Genomic DNA, 18,324 nt, shown 5'->3' with positions numbered 1-18,324 from the left:
GCCGGGCGCCGGCGCCTGCCGCTCCGAGGGCCCGGTCGGCCCCGGCCGCCGACGCCTGCCGCTCCGGGCCCCGGCCGGTCCCGGCCGTGGACGGCTGCCGCTCCGGGCCCGTGCCGGTCAGGGCGAGCGGGGCTGGCGTACCCAGCCCAGGGACCGTTCCACCGCCCGCTGCCAGTTGTCGTACTCCGACGCGCGCCGCCCGGGGTCCATGTCGGGCAGCCACTGGGCGGCCCGGTGCCAGTTGCGGCGCAGCACCTCCAGGTCGGGCCAGTAGCCGGCGGCGAGCCCGGCCGCGTAGGCGGCGCCCAGCGAGACCGTCTCGGCGACCATGGGCCGCACCACGGGCACGTCCAGCACGTCGGCGACGAACTGCATGAGCAGGTTGTCCGCGGTCATGCCCCCGTCCACCTTCAGCTGCCGGAGCGGGACCGAAAAGTCGGCGTTCATCGCGTCCACGACCTCCCGGGTCTGCCATCCCGTGGCCTCCAGGACGGCACGCGCCAGGTGGCCCTTGGTGATGTACGAGGTGAGGCCGACGATGACCCCGCGGGCGTCGCTGCGCCAGCGGGGCGCGAACAGGCCGGAGAAGGCGGGGACGATGTAGCAGCCGCCGTTGTCCTCGACCGTCCGCGCGAGCGTCTCGATCTCCGGGGCGCTGCTGATCAGGCCCAGGCGGTCCCGGAACCACTGGACGAGCGCGCCGGTGATGGCGATGGACCCCTCCAGGGCGTAGGCCGGCCGCTGGTCGCCGATCTTGTAGGCGACCGTGGTGAGCAGCCCGTGCCGGGACCGCACGAGGTCGCCGCCGGTGTTGAGCAGGAGGAAGCTGCCGGTTCCGTAGGTGCACTTGGCCTCGCCCGGGGAGAAACAGGTCTGGCCGAAGAGGGCGGCCTGCTGGTCGCCGAGGGCGGCCGTGATGGCGACGCCCGGCAGCAGCGAGCGGGCCTCGCCGTACGTCTCGGCGGACGACCTGATCTCGGGCAGCATCGAACGGGGAACCTCGAAGAAGTCCAGCAGCTCGTCGTCCCAGCCGAGCGTGCGGATGTTCATCAGCATCGTGCGGCTGGCGTTGGTGGCGTCGGTGACGTGCAGGCCGCCGTCGGCGCCTCCGGTGAGATTCCAGATCAGCCAGCTCTCCATCGTGCCGAACAGCACCTCGCCGTTCCTGGCACGCTGCTCGACACCCTTGACGTGGTCGAAGAGCCACCGGATCCGCAGCGCCGAGAAGTAGGTCGAGGGCGGCAGCGCGCAGCGTTCCTGGAAGAACGGCTCCCCGGGGTGCCGGCACAGCTCCTCGACGAGCGTGGCCGTGCGGGTGTCCTGCCAGACGATCGCCCGGCCCAGCGGGACGCCGGTCCGCCGGTCCCACAGCACCGTCGTCTCGCGCTGGTTGGCCAGGCCGATGGAGGCGACCTGGCCGGCGGCCACACCGGCGTCGGACAGCGCCTCGGGGACGACGCGGCGCAGGTTCTGCCAGATCTCGACGGCGTCGTGCTCGACCCAGCCGGGCCGGGGGAAGTGCTGCTGGTGCTCCCGCTGCGCGACCGAGACCAGCCGCCCCCGGTGGTCGAACAGGATGCAGCGGGTCGAGTTGGTGCCCTGATCGATGGACATTACGTACCGTTCAGCCATGATCGGGTCTGCCTTCCGACGGGTCGAGGGGCGGCGGCCGTGCCTACCAGCGGGCGGCTCCCAGGTCCCGGGAGATCGCCCGCGCGGCCTCCCGGATCAGATGGACGAGATGGGGGCGGGCCTGGCCCTGGCTGTCGCAGATCCGCTCCACCGGCCCGGACAGCCCGATCGCGCCGACGACCAGACCGCCGTGCCCCCGGATCGGCGCGGCGAGTCCGGCCTCGCCCATGCTCATCTCCTGGATCTCGGCGGCCCAGCCGACGTCCCTCACCGCGGCGAGCGCCCGGCCGAGCCGCTCGGGGTCGACCAGGGTGTGCCGGGTGTACGCCTCCGGCCGCCCCTCGACGGTCGCGGTCCCGAAGGCCAGCAGCACCTTGCCGAGCGAGGAGGCGTGCAGGGGCAGCAGCGAGCCCACGTCCAGGGTCTGGAAGGTGTCGTCCGGTCGGAAGACGTGGTGGACGATGAGGACCTTGCCCTCCAGGGGGGTGCCCAGACGCACCGCCTCCCCGCTGCGGGCGGCCAGGGCGTCGGCCCAGTTCAGGGAGCGCGAGCGCAGCTCGTTGACGTCGAGGTAGCTGGTGCCGAGATGCAGCAGGGCGGCTCCGAGCTGGTACTTGCCCGTCGCCGCGTCCTGCTCCACGAAGTCCACGTGCTGGAGCGTGCGCAGGATGCCGTGGGCGGTGCCCTTCGCCAGCCCGAGCGAGGCCGCCACCTCGCCGAGCCCGAGTCGGCGGGGCCCTCCGGCGAGCAGGCGCAGGATCGCCGCCGCCCGTTCGATCGACTGGACTGGGCCGGCCATGAGGCGAGCCTATTACCGCGACGGGCGCTTCGCTTCGCGGGCCGGGGGACGCCCCCGCCCGGCGGCGTTCGGCAATGCCGACCGCCGTTCATTGACCGGCCCGATTTGTCTCCATAGCGTGTGGGGAGCCCGGGAAGCGCTGAGACACGGCGCCGCTCCGGCAGCACTCACGCGGGAGAGAACATGGTGGCACAGCTCAACACGCTGCTTCGGGCGGCATGCGAACACGTGTGTCCGGTTCCGCCCGTCGCCGGCACCGTCTCGGTCGTACGCCGGCGTGCGGCGGCCGTCCTCGCCGACTGGGACGTGCGTCCGGAGCTGGCCGAGGACGCGCTGCTCGTGGTGTCGGAGCTGGTCACCAACGCGGTCATCCACGCCCGGCCGCCGGCGGAGCTGCGGATGTCGTGGGTACGGGGCGACACCGGCGGCACCCTGCGGATCGCCGTCACCGACGCCGGACCGGTGCCGGCCACGGCCCGGTCCGCGATGGACCCCGACGAGCACGGCCGGGGCGAGGCCATCGTCCACGCCCTGGCCACGCGTCACGGCATGCGGCTGCACCCCGGCGGGGTGACCCGCTGGGCCGAACTCGCCGCGGTCTGAAGCGCCGCCCGTGACCCCGACGGCACCGGGGCCGGTTCCTCGGCGTCCCCCCGCCGCAGGAGCAGCAGGGCGGCGTCGTCGTGCAGCCGGCCGCCCACATGCGCCAGCAGTTCGTCGTGGAGCGCGGTGAGGGTGCGGGCCGGCTCCTCGCAGACATGGCGGGCCACGCCTTCGGCCAGCGGATAGAACCGGCGCGCGTGGTCGCGGGCCTCGATGACCCCGTCGGTGTAGAGCAGCAGCTGGTCCCCCACCGCCAGGGACAGGCGCTGGAGGCCGGGGGACTGCCCCGAGAGGGCGCGCAGCCCCAGGGGTGGCGCGGGGTGCACGGGCTCCACCGCCCGCACCCGCCCGGACGCGGAGATCAGCAGCGGAGGGGCGTGCCCGCAGTTGACGGTCTCCAGGTGGCCCGGCCGGGGATATCCGGCGACCACGGCGGTGACGAAGTCGTCCGCACCGAGGTTGCGCGCCAGACTCCGCTCGATCCTGTCGACGACCGCGAGCAGGTCGGGCTCGTCGTAGGCGGCCTCCCGGAACACCCCGAGCACCAGCGCGGCGGTTCCCACCGCGGGCAGGCCCTTGCCGCGTACGTCGCCGACGATCAGCCGGATCCCGTGCGGGGTGGGCACCAGGGCGTACAGGTCCCCGCCGATCCGGGCCTCGGCCGCCGCGGCGCTGTAGCGGACGGCCACCTGGAAGGGGCCGACGGTCTCCGGGACGGGCTGGAGCAGTGCCTGCTGGGCGGCCTCGGCGACCGAGCGGACGGCGGCGAGGACCCGCTCCCGGCGGCCGCGCAGGGCGCTGGCCAGGCCGCTCGCCGCGGTGACGGCCAGCAGGGCGCACAGGACGGCCGACAGCTCGTGGGCCGGAACCCCGCGCCCGGCGCCCAGCACCACGCCCGCCGCCGCGGCGAGGAGCCCGGCGCACAGCACGCCCCGCGGCCCGTTGCCGATGGCCGCCAGGGCGGGCCCGGCCGCGAGCAGCGGCAGCCAGGTGCTCCCGGGGCCGCCGGTCAGGGCGAGGAGGACGACCAGGGCGCCGAGGGCGCCGAGGGCGCCGAGCAGCACCGAGAGCGCGGGTGTTCCCGCGGGCCGTCGTCCGGCGGTGCGCCGGCGGGCCGGCCGCACGGCGCCGGTCACACGGTCCCGGAACAGCCGCGTCGGTGTGTCGCCGCCACCATGGTGTCGCGCCTGGCTCATGTGTCGCCCGCAGTCCTCACCTGTAGGGGGTGCATACCCGGAATGTCCGTTTCATCAAGGAAACGGGGCCGACCGGGGCGGCCACAAGGCGCGGGTTTTCAGATAGTGAGCGACAGGCCCCGGGTCACCCGGCTCGCGATCGGGAGCAGCCGGGCCCGGATCTCCTCCAGTCGCGCCTGCCGCTCCACCGGCAGGGAGACGCCGAGGGCGCCCAGGGTGCTCCCGCGGTAGACGGGCACGGCCACGCACACGGTCCCGAGCGCGTACTCCTCCAGGTCCGTGACGGCCGGCGCCAGCGGGGTCGCCTCGATCCGGCGGATGAGCTCCGTGAGGCTGGTGATCGTCCGTGGCGTGAGATCGGCGAGGTGGTGCCGGGAGAGATAGTCCCGGCGGGCCTCCTCGTCCAGTTCGCGCAGCACCGTCTTGCCCAGCGCGGTGGCGTGTCCGGCGTCCTCGAACCCCACCCAGAGATCGGCCCGGGGCGTCCGGGGGCCGTCCACGATGTCGGCGATCCTGATCTCGCCGTCCTCGTAGAAGGTCAGGTAGGCGGCGGTGGACAGCTCGTCGCGCAGCGCGGCGAGCGTCGGGCGGACCCGGCTGAGCAGTGCCTGTGTGTGGCCGGCCGCGTGCAGGGAGGTCAGCCTGTCGCCGAGGATGAAGACGCCGTCGTCCAGTTTCCGCAGGTAGCCGTCGTGCGTCAGGGTGCGCAGCAGGTGGTAGGCGGTGGCCAGGGGCAGGCCCGCCTCGCGCGCCAGCTGCTTCGCCGGGGCGCCGTTCTCGTGCGCGCTCACCGCCTCCAGCAGCCGGAAGGCCCGCTGCACGGAGGTGATGAGGGTGGGGCCGTCCTGCGCGCCCATACCCCCAGGCTGCCCCGGCCGCCCGCCCCGGGCAAGGGCGGCCGGGCCGGGGCGGCGGGGCGGGGCCGGAGCGCGGGCGGGGCGCGGGCCGCCGGCCGGCCGAGCCGGCGGCCGAATGGTGCGGACAAAATTGTTGACAATCTTGTTTGGCTAGATTTAGGTTCGACAGGCACTCACTCAGGGAGGGCACATGCCGAAGGAAGCCCGTCCGACCACCGGGGAGCAGGCCAAGCAGCACGCGCTCGCGCGGCTGCGGCAGGCGATCCTGCACGGCGAGATGGCACCGGCCCAGCGGCTGGTGGAAAACGAACTCGCCGAGCAGCTCGGTGTGACGCGGGCCAGCATCCGTGCGGCACTGATCGATCTGGAGGCGCAGGGACTGGTCGAGCGGATCCGCAACCGCGGCTCGCGGGTGCGGGTGGTGACCGTGGAGGAAGCGGTCGCCATCACGGAGTGCCGCATGGTCCTGGAGGGGCTGTGCGCGGCCAAGGCGGCCGTCGCGGCCGGCGACGAGCAGCTGGCGGAGCTGGCCGGCCTCGGTACGGCGATGGAGGAAGCCGTCGCCGCGGGCGAGCCGGTGACGTACTCCGACCTCAACCACCGGCTCCACGACCGGATCCGGGAGATCTCCGGGCAGCGGACCGCGGTCGAGCTGCTCGAACGGCTGAACGCCCAACTGGTACGGCACCGCTTCCAGTTGGCGCTCCGGCCGGGGCGTCCCCAGCAATCCCTGAAGGAGCACCTGGCGATGATCGAGGCGATCAGGGCCAGGGACCCGCAGGCGGCCGAAGCGGCCGTCCGCGCCCACCTCACCAGCGTGATCGCGGCATTGCGCGACTGATCGCCGCACCGGCGCGCCGACCGGGGCGAGGCGGGCGCACCCCTGTCGACCAAGGAGAACCGAGCCATGACCCACGGCAACGCGCCCGCCGCCCCCGCACCCTCCGCCCCGCCCGGGCAGGGGCGGCCCCCGTCCCCGCGGTCCACCCTCGTCGTCACCGCGCACGCCGGGGACTTCGTGTGGCGGGCGGGCGGCGCCATCGCCCTGGCCGCCTCCCGGGGCGAGAAGGTCACCATCGCGTGTCTGACCTTCGGTGAGCGCGGCGAGTCCGCCAAGGCGTGGCGCGAGGGGAAGACCCTGGACGAGATCAAGGCGATACGCCGGCAGGAGGCGGAGCGGGCCGCCGCCACCCTCGGCGCCGACGTCCGCTTCTTCGACGCCGGCGACTACCCCCTCGTGGCCACCGCCGAACTGACCGACCGGCTCGTCGCCGTGTACCGCGAGACGCAGCCCGACGTCGTCCTCACCCACCCGGTGGAGGACCCGTACAACGGCGACCACCCGGCCGCCAACCGGATGGCGCTGGAGGCCCGCGTCCTCGCCCAGGCCATCGGCTACCCCGGCCCCGGCGAGATCATCGGAGCCCCGCCCGTCTTCTACTTCGAGCCGCACCAGCCCGAGATGAGCGGCTTCCGGCCCGAAGTCCTGCTGGACATCACCGAGGTGTGGGAGACCAAGCGCAAGGCCATGGAGTGCCTGGGCGCCCAGCAGCACCTGTGGGACTACTACACCGACCTCGCCGTCCGCCGCGGGGTCCAGCTCAGGCGGAACGCCGGCCCCAACCTGGGCCTGCCGCACAGGACCGTGGCCGAGGCGTACATGCGCCCCTACCCGCAGGTCGCGAAGGAGCTGGCATGAGCGGCGTGATCGTCACCGGACCGCCGAAGGCGGCGGCCGCCGACGTCGAGGCCCTCGCCGGGTACGGCGTCGCCACCGTCCACGAGGCCATGGGCCGCACCGGGCTGCTCCCGGCCCGGCTGCGCCCGATCCAGCAGGGCGTCCGGGTGGCCGGCACCGCGGTCACCGTGCTGTCGTGGCCCGGCGACAACCTGATGATCCACGCGGCTGTCGAGCAGTGCGGAGCGGGCGACATCCTGGTCGTCACCACCACCTCGCCCTCCACCGACGGCATGTTCGGCGAGCTGTTCGCCACCGCCCTGATGCGGCGCGGGGTGCGCGGGCTCGTCATCGACGCCGGCGTCCGGGACACCGCTGAACTGCGCGCACTCGGCTTCCCCGCCTGGTCGGCGGCCGTCTCGGCACAGGGCACGGTGAAGGCGACCGGCGGCTCGGTCAACGTCCCCGTCGCCCTCGGCGGCCGGCTGGTCCGCCCCGGCGACGTGATCCTGGCCGACGACGACGGCGTCGTGGTCATCCCGCGCGAGAAGGCCCGCGAGGCCGCCGCGGCGTCCGCGGCCCGCGAGGCCAAGGAGGCCGCCGCCCGCGCCGCGTTCCAGGAGGGGCAGCTCGGCCTCGACCGCTACGGGCTGCGCGACAGGCTCGCGCGGCTCGGGGTCACCTACACCTCCCACGAGGAGTACGCCCGGGACGGAGCCGGCGCGTGACCGGGCCCGCAGGGGTGCGCTGCATGCTGATGCGGGGCGGCACCTCCAAGGGCGCCTACTTCCTGGCCGAGGACCTGCCCGCCGATCCGGCCGCCCGGGACGACCTGCTGCTGCGGATCATGGGCAGCCCCGACCCGCGCCAGACCGACGGCCTGGGCGGCGCGCACCCGCTCACCAGCAAGGTCGCCGTGGTCTCGGCCCCGGCCGGCCCGGACGCCGACGTCGACTACCTGTTCCTCCAGGTGGCCGTCGACAGGGCGGAGGTGAGCGACCGTCAGAACTGCGGGAACCTCCTCGCCGGAGTGGGCCCGTTCGCCGTCGAGCGGGGGCTCGTGAGGGCCGGGAGCGCCGAGACCTCCGTACGCATCCGCATGCGGAACACGGGTGAGTACGCGGTCGCCACCTTCCCCACGCCGGGCGGGCGCGTCGACTACACGGGGGACGCCGAGATCTCCGGGGTGCCCGGGACCGCCGCGCCGGTGGTCGTCGAGTTCCCGGGCGGCCGGCGCCCGCTGCTGCCCACCGGCCGGGTCCGCGACACCGTCGCGGGCACCGAGGTGACCTGCGTGGACAACGGCATGCCGACCGTGCTCGTCCCCGCGGCCGCGCTGCGGGTCACCGGGTACGAGGAGCCCGGCGACCTGGAGGAGGACCTCGCGCTCGCCGAGCGGCTGCGCGCCCTGCGGCTGGCGGCCGGGGAGCTGATGGGGCTCGGCGACGTCGAGAGGACGACCGTTCCCAAGGTCACCCTGGTCGCCCCGCCCCGCTCCGGTGGCGCGGTCACCACCCGCACCTTCATCCCCGTCCGCTGCCACACCTCGATCGGCGTCCTCGGCGCCGCCGGCGTGGCGGCCGGGCTGCGCCTGCCCGGAGGAGTGGGGGAGGGCATCGCGCACCTCCCCGCGGACGGCGGCCGGCTGCGCATCGAGCACCCCACCGGCTTCCTGGACGTCGACACGGAGGTCGACCCGGACGTCCCGGCGGCGCGTCGTACGGCCGTCGTGCGCACCGCCCGCAAGATCCTCGACGGCACCGTCTTCCCCCGACCGACCGCACATCCCCTTGGAGGCACCGATGGCCCCACCCCTCGGTGACATCGCCCATATCGGCCACGTCCAGCTGTTCACCCCCGACCTGGACGCCAGCGTCGCCTTCTTCACCGACTTCCTCGGGCTGACCGTCAACGGCCGGCAGGGCGACTCCGTCTACCTGCGCACCTTCGACGACTACGAGCACCACAGCCTGGTCCTCACCGCCCGCGGCACACCCGGCCTCGGCCGGCTCGCCCTGCGCACCTCCAGCGAGGAGGCCCTCCACCGCCGTGTCGCGGCGGTCGAGGAGGCGGGCGGCACCGGCCGCTGGACGGAGGACGAACCCGGCCTCGGGAAGCTGTACGTCACCACCGACCCGGACGGCCACGAACACGCCCTGTACTGGGAGAGCGAGCACTACCGGGCCCCCGGCGGGCTGGAACCGGCGCTGAAGAACCAGCCGCAGGCCAAGCCCAACCGGGGCGTCGGCGTCCGCCGCCTGGACCACGTCAACTTCCTCGCGGCCGACGTGCTCGCCAACGCCGAGTTCCAGCAGCACGTGCTCGGCGCCCGGCCCACCGAGCAGATCCGGCTCGACACCGGCCGGGTCGCGGCCCGCTGGCTGACCTTCACGAACAAGTCCTACGACGTGGTGTACACGGAGGACTGGACGGGCTCCGCCGGCCGGCTGCACCACATCGCGTTCGCGACGGACACCCGCGAGGACATCCTGCGCGCCGCCGATCTCGCCATCGACAGCGGGGTGTTCATCGAGACGGGCCCGCACAAGCACGCCATCCAGCAGACGTTCTTCCTGTACGTCTACGAGCCCGGAGGTAACCGCGTCGAGCTCTGCAACCCGCTCACGCGGCTCGTGCTGGCCCCCGACTGGCCGCTCGTCACCTGGACCGAGGCCGAGCGGAAGAAGGGCCAGGCCTGGGGGCTGAAGACCATCGAGTCCTTCCACACCCACGGCACACCACCGGTGGGGTGACCTCACGCCGAGGACGCCAGGGGGCCGCACAGCCGTGTGCGGCCCCCCTTTTCGCAGGTGAGCCGGGTGGACCGAGCACATCCTAAGATTGTTGACAAAAGTGTTGACTCTTTCCGGGTGGCTTTCTAGCGTCTTCCGCACCACGCATGAGAGGTAACAACGATGTCCCCCTCGCCCTCCCCGTCCCCCCGCGGCCGCCGGCTCGCCCTGCTCGTCGTCGCACTGTGCTGGCTCGCCGTGCTCTTCGACGGCCTCGACATGTTCATCTACGGCTCGGTGCTCCCGCACATGCTGGCCACCGGGGCCCTCGGTATCACCCCGGACCAGGCCGGCGACCTCGGCAGCTACGCCACCTTCGGCATGCTGGTCGGCGCCCTGACCGCCGGCACGGTCGCCGACCGCGTCGGCCGCAAGAAGCTGATGGTCGGCTGCGTCGCCGTCTTCTCGCTCGCCTCCGCGGTCTGCGCCCTGTCCGGCTCCGTCGCCGTCTTCGGCCTCGGCCGGACCCTGGCCGGCGTCGGCCTCGGCGGCCTGCTGCCCACCGCGATCTCGATGGTCTCCGACTACGCCCGCGGCGGCCGGGGCGCGCTGACCATCGGAGTCCTGATGACTGCCCACCACGCGGGCGGCATCCTCTCCGCCTACGTCGCCAAGTGGCTCGTGGAGCCCGTCGGCTGGCGCGCCGCCTTCTGGGTCTGCGTCCTGCCGCTCCTCTACGTCCCGGTCCTGCTCAAGGCCCTGCCGGAATCGCTGCGCTTCCTGACCGCCAAGGGCCGCACCGAGGAGGCCGCCGCCCTCGCCGCCCGCTACGAGGTCGACCTGCCCGCCGTCCCCCAGGCCGGGCCGCGCTCGCGCGGGGAGACGTCCATGAGCGCCCTGCGGGGCCTGTTCCGCGGCGGCGAGTGGGCGCAGACCCTGCTGTACTGGCTGGCCTCCTTCGGCGGCCTCCTCCTCGTCTACGGCGTCGCGACCTGGCTGCCCACCCTGATGCGCGGCGAGGGCTACAACCTCGGCTCCGCCCTGACCTTCGTGGTGCTGTTCAACCTCGGCGGCATCGTCGGCATGCTGGTCGCGGGCAAGGCGTCCGACCTCCCCCTCGCCCGGCTCCGCTCGCGCGACGGGACCGCCACCGGCGCCCCGTTCGTCTCCGCGATCTGGTTCGCGCTCACCGCGGCCGGTGTCTTCCTGCTCAGCGTCCGCATGCCGCTGGGCGTCACCTTCCTGGTCGTCTTCCTCACCGGCGTGTTCCTCAACAGCGCCCAGACGATGATCTACGCGACCGTCTCCATCCGCTCCGCCCCCGACAAGCGGGCCACCGCCGTCGGCTGGACCTCCGGCATGGGCCGCTTCGGCGCCGTCTTCGGCCCGTGGCTCGGCGGACAGCTGCTCGCCTCGGGCCACGGCGACCGGGGCTTCACCGCCTTCGCCCTGGCCGGCGTGTCGTCCACGGTGTTCATCGGCATCGCGGCCCTGCGCTCGACCCGGCACCGGGAGCCCACCGAGGCCGGGCAGAAGCTGGTCACCACCGGCTGACCCCGCCGATCACCGCGACCCCGGCGCGTACCGTCCAGTAATATCCGGCGGCAGGCCATCAGAGGAGGAACCGTGTCACGGTCCGAACGCTCACCCCTGCTGCTCGCCGGTCTGCTGGCAGCCGCCGGGGCCGCCCACTTCGCCGCGCCGCGGCAGTTCGACGCGATCGTCCCGCGGCTGCTGCCCGGCTCGCCCCGGACCTGGACGCACGTCAGCGGAGCCGTCGAACTGGCCCTCGCGGCCGGGATCGCGGCGCCCCGGACGCGCGCCGTGGCCGCGAAGGCGGCGGCCGCCTTCTTCGTGGGCGTCTTCCCGGCGAATGTCCAGATGGCCGTGGACTGGCGCGACCGGCCGGCACCGCTCAGGGCGGCGGCCCTCGCCCGGCTGCCCCTCCAGGTGCCCCTCGTGCTGTGGGCCCGGGGAGTGGCCCGGAACGGGAAGGGACAGCCGTGACCGAGCACAGGGGGACCGGGCCGGCCGGCGCCGGGGAGGGACGGCGGTGAGCGAGCAGCCGAAGATCGGGGACAAGGCCGAGGACTTCGCGCTGCCCGACGAGACGGGGACCGTCCGCCGGCTCACCGGACTGCTGGCCGACGGCCCCGTCGTGCTCTTCTTCTACCCCGCCGCGCTCACCCCCGGCTGCACCGCCGAGGCCTGCCACTTCCGCGACCTCGCCGCGGAGTTCGCCGCGGTGGGAGCCCGGCCCGTCGGCATCAGCGGGGACGGCGTGGACAAGCAGCAGGAGTTCGCCGGCCGGTACGGCCTCGGCATGCCGCTGCTCTCCGACCCCGACGGCACGGTCCGCGAACGGTTCGGGGTCAAGCGCGGCTTCTCGCTGGCCCCGACCAAACGCGTCACCTTCGTGATCGACGAGGACCGTACCGTCCTGGAGATCGTCCGCAGCGAACTGCGCATGAACACCCACGCCGACCGGGCCCTCGCGGCCCTGCGCGCCCGCCGGGGCTGACCGCCCTGCCGTTCAGCCTCCGGCGCCGTCCCCGGCCGCCGGACGCCACCCCAGCGCGGGGCCCAGCCTGGTGGCCATGTCCGTCAGGATCTGTACGTAGTCCTCGTGCTCGAAGGTGAACGGCAGCGCGAACGCCACCTCGTCGACCTCGCGGAACGCGGCGTGCGCGTGCAGCCGTTCGGCTATCTCCGCCGAGCTGCCGACCAGGTCCGGTGCGAACAGCAGCCGCGCCGGGCCCTGCGGGGAAGCCGTGCGCGGCAGCCGCCGGGCCGCGTACTCCTCGTACCTGGAGCGCTGGCGCGGTGTCGCCGAATCGGTGGGGATCACCACCAGGCCCTGCGAGACGCGGGCCGCCTCGCCGTCGGGGTGGTGGGCGCGGAACCGGCGGATGTGGGACAGCTGGATCGCGGCGAAGTCCGGCGGCCCGTCCGCACCCTCGGCACCCTCCGCCTTGACGACACTGCTGGTCAGCAGGTTCATGCCGTGCTCGCCGGCCCAGTGCGCCGAGCCGAGGCTGCCGGCGCCGTACCACATCCGGCGCCCGAGTCCCGGGGAGTGCGGCTGGACGACGTCGCTGAAGACCTCGAAGTCCCGTACCCCGCTGAAGTCCGTGGCGGGCTTGCCGCGCACCAGGTCGAGCAGCCGCCGCACCCGTTCGTGACCGAAGTCCTCCGCGTCCGCCGTGTCCGGGTAGAGGGCGTCCTTGACCTGCTCGTAGTGCATCGGCGGACCCACACTGACGCCCGGGTTCAGCCGGCCGCCGGACAGCACGTCCACGGTCGCCAGGTCCTCGGCGAGCCGCAGCGGGTTCTCCCAGCCGAGCGGGATCACCGCGGTGCCCAGCTCGATCCGGCGGGTGCGCTGGGAGGCGGCGGCCAGGACGGCGACCGGGGACGAGACGCCGTACTGGAGATGCCGCTGGCGGACCCAGGCGCTGTCGAAGCCGAGCCGCTCGCCCAGCTCGACGAGCTCCAGCGTGGACTCGTGGCCCCGGGCCGGGTCCGCCGCGTCGAACAGGCCGATGGTGAGGAAGCCGAGCCTGCGCAGGGGGCGAGAGGTGGACGGCACGGGCTCCTCCAGCGGTCGTGTGTCGCTCGTCCCCGCGATTCTGGCAGGCGAGTGTGACAACCGTGTGATCAGTCCGCGCGGGCCGTGGGCAGCGGGATGACGACCTCGTCCTCGACCGGTGGCTCCACCTCCTGCGCACGCTTGCCGGTCGCGGCGAAGCAGCGCAGCCGGACGGCGTCCTCGGTGACGTCCAGTCGCAGGAAGCACTTGAAGAACGGCGGCTCGTGGGTGGCCGAGGAGGGCGAGAACAACTGGGTGTAGATCTTGCGCACGGGCAGCCGGAACCGGGCGGGGCGGTCGGGGCGGCGGCCGGTCCCGAGCAGGCCCGCGACCAGGCGGGTACGGCGGGTGACCCGGGCGTCCGGGCCGGGGGCGCGGCCGGGCTCGATGCCGAGCCGTTCGGCGACCACGGCCGTCGCGTCGGTCTCGGTCAGGCTGAAGAAGCGGCGCAGCCCGAGCCTGCGGCCGTACAGGCGGCTGTAGAAGGCGAGCGAGTCGCCGCGCAGCGGATAGCAGCGGAACTCCTTCTCGGTCACGCCCGCCACCGACACCCGCGGGATGGTGTGCGTGGCGTGCATGAACGCGCCGCCGCCGCCCGCGACGAGGTACTGGATCGTGCGGCCGTCCACCGCCACCGGGTAGCGCTGGTAGTTGTGGATGTCACCGCCGATCGCGGCCACGTAGTGGTGCCCGGGGTCCCGGACGATGTCGTCCACGGTGCCGCCGCCCTCGATCGGGCACGGGTGGTGCTCGCCGTCGACGTACAGCGGCGATCCGGTGACGAGGATCTTCGGCTTCGGTCCCCGGGACACCTCCCGCAGCCAGGTGCCCTGCTCGGCGTCGACCGTGCCCAGCAGTCCGGTGTCGATGCCGACGATCCGCACCGGGCCGGCGTCGATCGCCCAGTACGGGCCCGGCTGGACGGCCTGCTGCGCCGGGGCCGACCGCAGGCTCCGGGCCTCCGCCAGCCGCCCCTCGTCGGTGGGGCGCGGCCGGTGCCACAGCAGGGAGCGCCACCAGGCGCCGGTCAGCGGGCGGGACCGGGGCTCGGGGTCGAGCGGCGGGGTGTCGGCGCAGAACACCCGCATGAAGGCGCCCAGGTCCTCGTACCAGTCGTGGTTGCCCGGGATGGCGTAGATCGGCGCGGGATAGTCCTGGTACGGCTGGAAGAACTTGCCGCCGTAGCCGTCGGCTTCGCCGGCCGGGTAGACGACGTCGCTGGCGATGACGGCGAACTCGGTGTCCTGACTCGCCTTCAGAAAGCCCGGCACGACGGCGTACTGGGAGGCGCCCCCCTCGCCGGTGTCCCCGATGACCATGAAGGAGAACCGTTCCGGTACCTCCCGCCGGATCACCTTGTCGGCGGGCGCTCCGGCCGCGGCCCGCCGGGCCACCCAGCGGCTGCGGGTGCGGCCGGTCGGATCACCGAACCAGGACGCCAGCACGCCGTTGCGGGCGGCCCACAGCATCCGCGGGTCGAGCCACGACAGCCTCTCGACGCGGGCCGGCATGAGCCGGTCGTAGGTGCCGAGCTCGGCGGCGCCCCAGCCGGCGCCCAGTGCGGTATCGCGTGAGGAGTCAGACACGCGATGCACCGTAACAACGCGCCGGTCAGGGGCAGTGTGCCGGGGTCGCGTCGCACCCTCGTACGGACTGCGCCCGGTAGGCCGAGCGGACGACGTGCCCGCCGGGGCCGACGGACCGCACGTCACGGCTTCCGGGCGAGCCCGCCGTGCTCGGCGATGACCTCGGGCGCGGGCGAACCGGGCTCCGGACGCCACCGGGTGACCGGAACGACGCCGGGTTCCACGAGTTCCAGACCGTCGAAGAACGAGGTGATCGCCTCGACGGTGCGCAGGTTGTACGGCACCGCGCCGCTGTTGTTGTAGTGCTCCTGGGCCTCCTCGAAGACCGGGTCGATGCCGAGGGACCCGTCGTTGACGGAGAGGTAACTGCCCGACGGCAGGGCGCCCATCAGCCGGTCCACGATGGCGTGCGCCTGATCGTCGTCGGCGACGTGTCCCAGGATGTTGCTGAGGATGAGCGCGGTGGGCCGGCTCAGGTCCAGCGTCTCGGCGGCGGCCGCGAGGATGCGGTCCGTGTCCGTGACGTCGGCGTCGATGTAGGCGGTCGCGCCCTCGGGGGAGGAGTAGAGCAGGGCGCGGGCATGGGCCAGCACCATCGGGTCGTTGTCGACGTAGACGATCCGCGCCTCGGGCGCGAGCCGCTGGGCGACCTCATGGGTGTTCTCGGCGGTCGGCAGGCCGGTGCCGACGTCCAGGAACTGCCGGATGCCCGCCTCGGAGACGAGGTAGCCGATGTTGCGGCGCAGGAAGGCACGGCTGCTGCGGGCGATGGTGACGATGCCGGGGAAGACGGCGGTGTACGCGTCGCCGGCCGCCTCGTCGACGGGGTAGTTGTCCTTGCCGCCGAGCCAGTAGTTCCAGATGCGGGCGGAGTGCGGCACCGACGTGTCGATGTTCTGGTGCGCCGCCGGATCGGTCATGAGTCGTGTCCTTCTTTCAGCCAAAGCGTGGATCAGCCAAGGCCCAACCTACGTCCCGGCAACCGCGTTCCACCTCCGGGTCCGGGTAGGGAAAACCCTCGATTGACCCGCCGCGAGGTGACATGACTCGGTCAATCCTGCCATTCTCCCTGCGCACCCCGATCCACCCCACCCAGTACGGATCACGGTCCCGCACAGCTCAGCTCACCCCGGGCGGCGGACCCGTCCGCCCGTCTGTCACCGGCCGCCAACCACGGCCGCAGCAGGAGGAGTACGAGTGAGACCCCACAGACCCCTTCCCCACAAGCGGGCCACGGCCGGAGCCGCCCTGGTCTCCGCCGCGGCCTTCCTCGCCGTCGGCCTCCAGTCGATTCCGGCCACCGCCGCACCGGCCGCTCCCCACCCCGGCCCCCTGCGCACCGGCGGCCTGGAGGCGAAGCTGAGCCCGGCGCAGCACAAGGCGCTGATCGAGAACGCCCGGCAGCGGACCACCACGACCGCCCGCACCCTCGGCCTCGGCGCGCAGGAGAAGCTGGTCGTCAAGGACGTCGTCAAGGACAACGACGGCACCCTGCACACGCGGTACGAGCGCACCTACGCCGGCCTCCCGGTCCTCGGCGGCGACCTCGTCGTGCACACCCCGCCCGCCTCGGTGGCCAAGGGGACCGTGAGCACCACCTTCAACAACAAGCGGGCCATCACCGTGCGTTCGACCACGGCGACCTTCGCCAAGTCGGCCGCCGAGGCCAAGGCGCTGAAGGCCGCGAAGGCCCTCGACGCCGAGAAGCCCACCACCGACAGCGCCCGAAAGGTGATCTGGGCCGGCAGCGGCACCCCGAAGCTCGCCTGGGAGACGGTGATCGGCGGCTTCCAGGACGACGGCACGCCCAGCCAGCTGCACGTCGTCACCGACGCCACCACCGGCAAGGAGCTGTACCGGTACCAGGCGATCAAGACCGGCACGGGCAACACCCAGTACAGCGGTACCGTCAACCTGACCACCTCGCTGTCCGGTTCGACGTACCAGCTGTACGACACCACGCGCGGCGGTCACAAGACCTACAACCTCAACCGGGGCACCTCCGGCACCGGCACCCTGATGACGGACGCGGACGACGTCTGGGGCGACGGGACCGGCTCGAACACCCAGACCGCGGGCGCCGACGCCGCCTACGGCGCCCAGGAGACGTGGGACTTCTACAAGAACACCTTCGGCCGCAGCGGCATCCGCAACGACGGCGTCGCCGCCTACAGCCGCGTCCACTACAGCAGCGGGTACGTCAACGCCTTCTGGGACGACAGCTGCTTCTGCATGACCTACGGCGACGGCTCGGCCAACACCCACGCCCTGACCTCGATCGACGTGGCCGGCCACGAGATGACCCACGGCGTCACCTCCCACACCGCCGGCCTCGAGTACAGCGGTGAGTCGGGCGGCCTGAACGAGGCCACCTCCGACATCTTCGGCACCGGCGTGGAGTTCTACGCGAACAACTCCAAGGACGTCGGCGACTACCTCATCGGCGAGAAGATCGACATCAACGGCGACGGCTCGCCGCTGCGGTACATGGACAAGCCGAGCAAGGACGGCGGCTCCAAGGACAGCTGGTACTCCGGGATCGGCAGCCTGGACGTGCACTACTCCTCGGGCCCGGCGAACCACATGTTCTACCTGCTCTCCGAGGGCAGCGGCACCAAGGTCGTCAACGGCGTGACCTACAACAGCCCGACCTCCGACGGCGTGGCCGTCGCCGGCATCGGCCGGGACGCCGCCCTGAAGATCTGGTACAAGGCGCTGACGACGTACATGACGTCCAGCACCAACTACGCCGGCGCCCGCACCGCCGCCCTGAACGCCGCCGCCGCGCTGTACGGCACCAACTCCACGCAGTACGCCGGAGTGGGCAACGCCTTCGCCGGGATCAACGTCGGCAGCCACATCAACCCGCCGGCCAACGGGGTGACGGTCACCAACCCGGGCAGCCAGTCCGCCACCGTCGGCACCGCCGTCAGCCTCCAGATACAGGCGAGCAGCACCAACAGCGGCGCCCTGTCGTACAGCGCCACCGGTCTGCCGTCCGGTCTGTCGATCAACACATCGACCGGCCTGATCTCCGGCACGCCCACCACCGCGGGCACGTACAGCACCACGGTCACGGTGACCGACTCCACCGGCGCCACCGGCACCGCCACCTTCGCCTGGACGGTCAGCGCGACCGGCGGCGGCTGCTCGGCCACCCAGCTGCTGGGCAACCCGGGCTTCGAGTCCGGCAACACCGGCTGGACCGCGACCAGCGGTGTCATCACCACCGACAGCGGCGAGGCGTCGCACAGCGGCTCCTACAAGGCGTGGCTGGACGGCTACGGCTCCTCCCACACCGACACGCTGTCCCAGTCGGTGACCATCCCGGCGGGCTGCAAGGCGACCCTGACCTTCTACCTGCACATCGACACCGCCGAGACCACCACCAGCGCCCAGTACGACAAGCTGACGGTGACCGCCGGTTCGAAGACGCTCGCCACCTACTCGAACCTGAACGCGGCCTCCGGCTACAGCCAGAAGACGTTCGACCTTTCCTCGCTGGCCGGCTCGACGGTCACGCTGAAGTTCAACGGCGTGGAGGACTCCTCCCTGCAGACCAGCTTCGTCGTGGACGACACGGCTCTGACGACCGGCTGACCCCGGTCCGCACGACAGCGGTCCCGCACCCGTTCGCCGGGTGCGGGACCGC

General features: G+C 73.0%; 17 protein-coding genes. 10 read left to right on the top strand and 7 right to left on the bottom strand.

Annotated elements, in window-relative coordinates:
- Window positions 1-117: 117 nt before the first annotated feature.
- Together glpK and ABZ576_RS33505 are read right to left on the bottom strand one after the other, a co-directional pair.
- Window positions 118-1,632 carry a glycerol kinase GlpK gene (gene glpK, locus ABZ576_RS33510; RefSeq protein WP_360749634.1) on the bottom strand — a complete coding sequence of 505 codons (1,515 nt, stop codon included), beginning with the start codon at window positions 1,630-1,632 and terminating at the stop codon, window positions 118-120.
- 43 nt (window positions 1,633-1,675) lie between these two features.
- Entirely contained in the window at window positions 1,676-2,431 is a 756-nt protein-coding gene (locus ABZ576_RS33505) for an IclR family transcriptional regulator (RefSeq protein WP_360749631.1), read from the bottom strand.
- Between the two features lie 183 nt (window positions 2,432-2,614).
- Between ABZ576_RS33505 and ABZ576_RS33500 the strand changes: the two genes are divergently transcribed.
- Window positions 2,615-3,034 (top strand): ATP-binding protein, encoded by a 420-nt coding sequence (locus ABZ576_RS33500; RefSeq protein ID WP_360749628.1) that lies wholly within the window; start codon window positions 2,615-2,617, stop codon window positions 3,032-3,034.
- Here ABZ576_RS33500 and ABZ576_RS33495 read toward each other — a convergent pair.
- Together ABZ576_RS33495 and ABZ576_RS33490 are read right to left on the bottom strand one after the other, a co-directional pair.
- Window positions 2,974-4,230, bottom strand: coding sequence for a PP2C family protein-serine/threonine phosphatase (locus tag ABZ576_RS33495; RefSeq protein ID WP_360749625.1), 1,257 nt, complete (start codon window positions 4,228-4,230; stop codon window positions 2,974-2,976). The genes ABZ576_RS33500 and ABZ576_RS33495 overlap by 61 nt on opposite strands.
- Before the next feature lie 98 nt (window positions 4,231-4,328).
- On the bottom strand, window positions 4,329-5,087 hold the full coding sequence (locus ABZ576_RS33490; protein WP_360749622.1) for an IclR family transcriptional regulator C-terminal domain-containing protein: 759 nt from the start codon (window positions 5,085-5,087) through the stop codon (window positions 4,329-4,331).
- 190 nt (window positions 5,088-5,277) lie between these two features.
- Between ABZ576_RS33490 and ABZ576_RS33485 the strand changes: the two genes are divergently transcribed.
- The 8 genes from ABZ576_RS33485 to ABZ576_RS33450 all read left to right on the top strand — a co-directional run bounded on the left by ABZ576_RS33485 (window position 5,278) and on the right by ABZ576_RS33450 (window position 12,018).
- A complete protein-coding gene (locus ABZ576_RS33485) occupies window positions 5,278-5,928 on the top strand; it encodes a GntR family transcriptional regulator (protein WP_360749619.1) in 651 nt (216 codons plus the stop codon).
- Between the two features lie 66 nt (window positions 5,929-5,994).
- Window positions 5,995-6,786: a PIG-L deacetylase family protein gene (locus ABZ576_RS33480; RefSeq protein ID WP_360749616.1), complete on the top strand. Its 792-nt coding sequence runs from the start codon at window positions 5,995-5,997 to the stop codon at window positions 6,784-6,786.
- A complete protein-coding gene (locus ABZ576_RS33475; RefSeq protein ID WP_360749612.1) occupies window positions 6,783-7,493 on the top strand; it encodes a 4-carboxy-4-hydroxy-2-oxoadipate aldolase/oxaloacetate decarboxylase in 711 nt (236 codons plus the stop codon). The genes ABZ576_RS33480 and ABZ576_RS33475 overlap by 4 nt, the downstream gene beginning before the upstream one ends.
- Complete coding sequence (locus ABZ576_RS33470; RefSeq protein ID WP_360749609.1) at window positions 7,490-8,587, top strand: 4-oxalomesaconate tautomerase; 1,098 nt, start codon at window positions 7,490-7,492, stop codon at window positions 8,585-8,587. Before ABZ576_RS33475 ends, ABZ576_RS33470 begins: the two co-directional genes overlap by 4 nt.
- Complete coding sequence (locus ABZ576_RS33465; protein ID WP_360749606.1) at window positions 8,568-9,518, top strand: catechol 2,3-dioxygenase; 951 nt, start codon at window positions 8,568-8,570, stop codon at window positions 9,516-9,518. Before ABZ576_RS33470 ends, ABZ576_RS33465 begins: the two co-directional genes overlap by 20 nt.
- Window positions 9,519-9,680: 162 nt before the next feature.
- Window positions 9,681-11,051 carry an MFS transporter gene (locus ABZ576_RS33460; RefSeq protein ID WP_360749603.1) on the top strand — a complete coding sequence of 457 codons (1,371 nt, stop codon included), beginning with the start codon at window positions 9,681-9,683 and terminating at the stop codon, window positions 11,049-11,051.
- 72 nt (window positions 11,052-11,123) lie between these two features.
- Window positions 11,124-11,504 carry a hypothetical protein gene (locus tag ABZ576_RS33455; RefSeq protein ID WP_360749600.1) on the top strand — a complete coding sequence of 127 codons (381 nt, stop codon included), beginning with the start codon at window positions 11,124-11,126 and terminating at the stop codon, window positions 11,502-11,504.
- Between the two features lie 46 nt (window positions 11,505-11,550).
- The gene (locus ABZ576_RS33450; RefSeq protein ID WP_360749597.1) at window positions 11,551-12,018 is read left to right on the top strand and encodes a peroxiredoxin; all 468 of its coding nucleotides are present in this window, start codon (window positions 11,551-11,553) and stop codon (window positions 12,016-12,018) included.
- A gap of 12 nt (window positions 12,019-12,030) precedes the next feature.
- Here the strand turns inward: ABZ576_RS33450 and ABZ576_RS33445 are convergent, their stop codons facing one another.
- The 3 genes from ABZ576_RS33445 to ABZ576_RS33435 form a co-directional block, all read right to left on the bottom strand.
- Window positions 12,031-13,086: an LLM class flavin-dependent oxidoreductase gene (locus ABZ576_RS33445; protein WP_360749594.1), complete on the bottom strand. Its 1,056-nt coding sequence runs from the start codon at window positions 13,084-13,086 to the stop codon at window positions 12,031-12,033.
- A 68-nt stretch (window positions 13,087-13,154) separates the two neighbouring features.
- Window positions 13,155-14,672: a metallophosphoesterase gene (locus tag ABZ576_RS33440; protein ID WP_360749591.1), complete on the bottom strand. Its 1,518-nt coding sequence runs from the start codon at window positions 14,670-14,672 to the stop codon at window positions 13,155-13,157.
- A 122-nt stretch (window positions 14,673-14,794) separates the two neighbouring features.
- Complete coding sequence (locus ABZ576_RS33435; protein ID WP_360749588.1) at window positions 14,795-15,592, bottom strand: SAM-dependent methyltransferase; 798 nt, start codon at window positions 15,590-15,592, stop codon at window positions 14,795-14,797.
- Between the two features lie 277 nt (window positions 15,593-15,869).
- Between ABZ576_RS33435 and ABZ576_RS33430 the strand changes: the two genes are divergently transcribed.
- Window positions 15,870-18,272: a M4 family metallopeptidase gene (locus ABZ576_RS33430; RefSeq protein ID WP_360749585.1), complete on the top strand. Its 2,403-nt coding sequence runs from the start codon at window positions 15,870-15,872 to the stop codon at window positions 18,270-18,272.
- The last annotated feature ends 52 nt before the right edge of the window (window positions 18,273-18,324 follow it).

The sequence above is a fragment of the Streptomyces sp. NPDC013455 genome, from assembly GCF_040632975.1.
Lineage (GTDB): Bacteria > Actinomycetota > Actinomycetes > Streptomycetales > Streptomycetaceae > Streptomyces.
Note: the sequence above shows the minus strand (reverse complement) of the source record. Positions and strands in the feature narration are given on the sequence as shown.

What these genes read in the sequence shown, in the direction of transcription:
- glpK (WP_360749634.1), bottom strand. Translation starts at nt 1,632, where the DNA reads ATGGCTGAACGGTACGTAATGTCCATCGATCAGGGCACCAACTCGACC.
- ABZ576_RS33505 (WP_360749631.1), bottom strand. Translation starts at nt 2,431, where the DNA reads ATGGCCGGCCCAGTCCAGTCGATCGAACGGGCGGCGGCGATCCTGCGC.
- ABZ576_RS33500 (WP_360749628.1), top strand. Translation starts at nt 2,615, where the DNA reads ATGGTGGCACAGCTCAACACGCTGCTTCGGGCGGCATGCGAACACGTG.
- ABZ576_RS33495 (WP_360749625.1), bottom strand. Translation starts at nt 4,230, where the DNA reads ATGAGCCAGGCGCGACACCATGGTGGCGGCGACACACCGACGCGGCTG.
- ABZ576_RS33490 (WP_360749622.1), bottom strand. Translation starts at nt 5,087, where the DNA reads ATGGGCGCGCAGGACGGCCCCACCCTCATCACCTCCGTGCAGCGGGCC.
- ABZ576_RS33485 (WP_360749619.1), top strand. Translation starts at nt 5,278, where the DNA reads ATGCCGAAGGAAGCCCGTCCGACCACCGGGGAGCAGGCCAAGCAGCAC.
- ABZ576_RS33480 (WP_360749616.1), top strand. Translation starts at nt 5,995, where the DNA reads ATGACCCACGGCAACGCGCCCGCCGCCCCCGCACCCTCCGCCCCGCCC.
- ABZ576_RS33475 (WP_360749612.1), top strand. Translation starts at nt 6,783, where the DNA reads ATGAGCGGCGTGATCGTCACCGGACCGCCGAAGGCGGCGGCCGCCGAC.
- ABZ576_RS33465 (WP_360749606.1), top strand. Translation starts at nt 8,568, where the DNA reads ATGGCCCCACCCCTCGGTGACATCGCCCATATCGGCCACGTCCAGCTG.
- ABZ576_RS33460 (WP_360749603.1), top strand. Translation starts at nt 9,681, where the DNA reads ATGTCCCCCTCGCCCTCCCCGTCCCCCCGCGGCCGCCGGCTCGCCCTG.
- ABZ576_RS33435 (WP_360749588.1), bottom strand. Translation starts at nt 15,592, where the DNA reads ATGACCGATCCGGCGGCGCACCAGAACATCGACACGTCGGTGCCGCAC.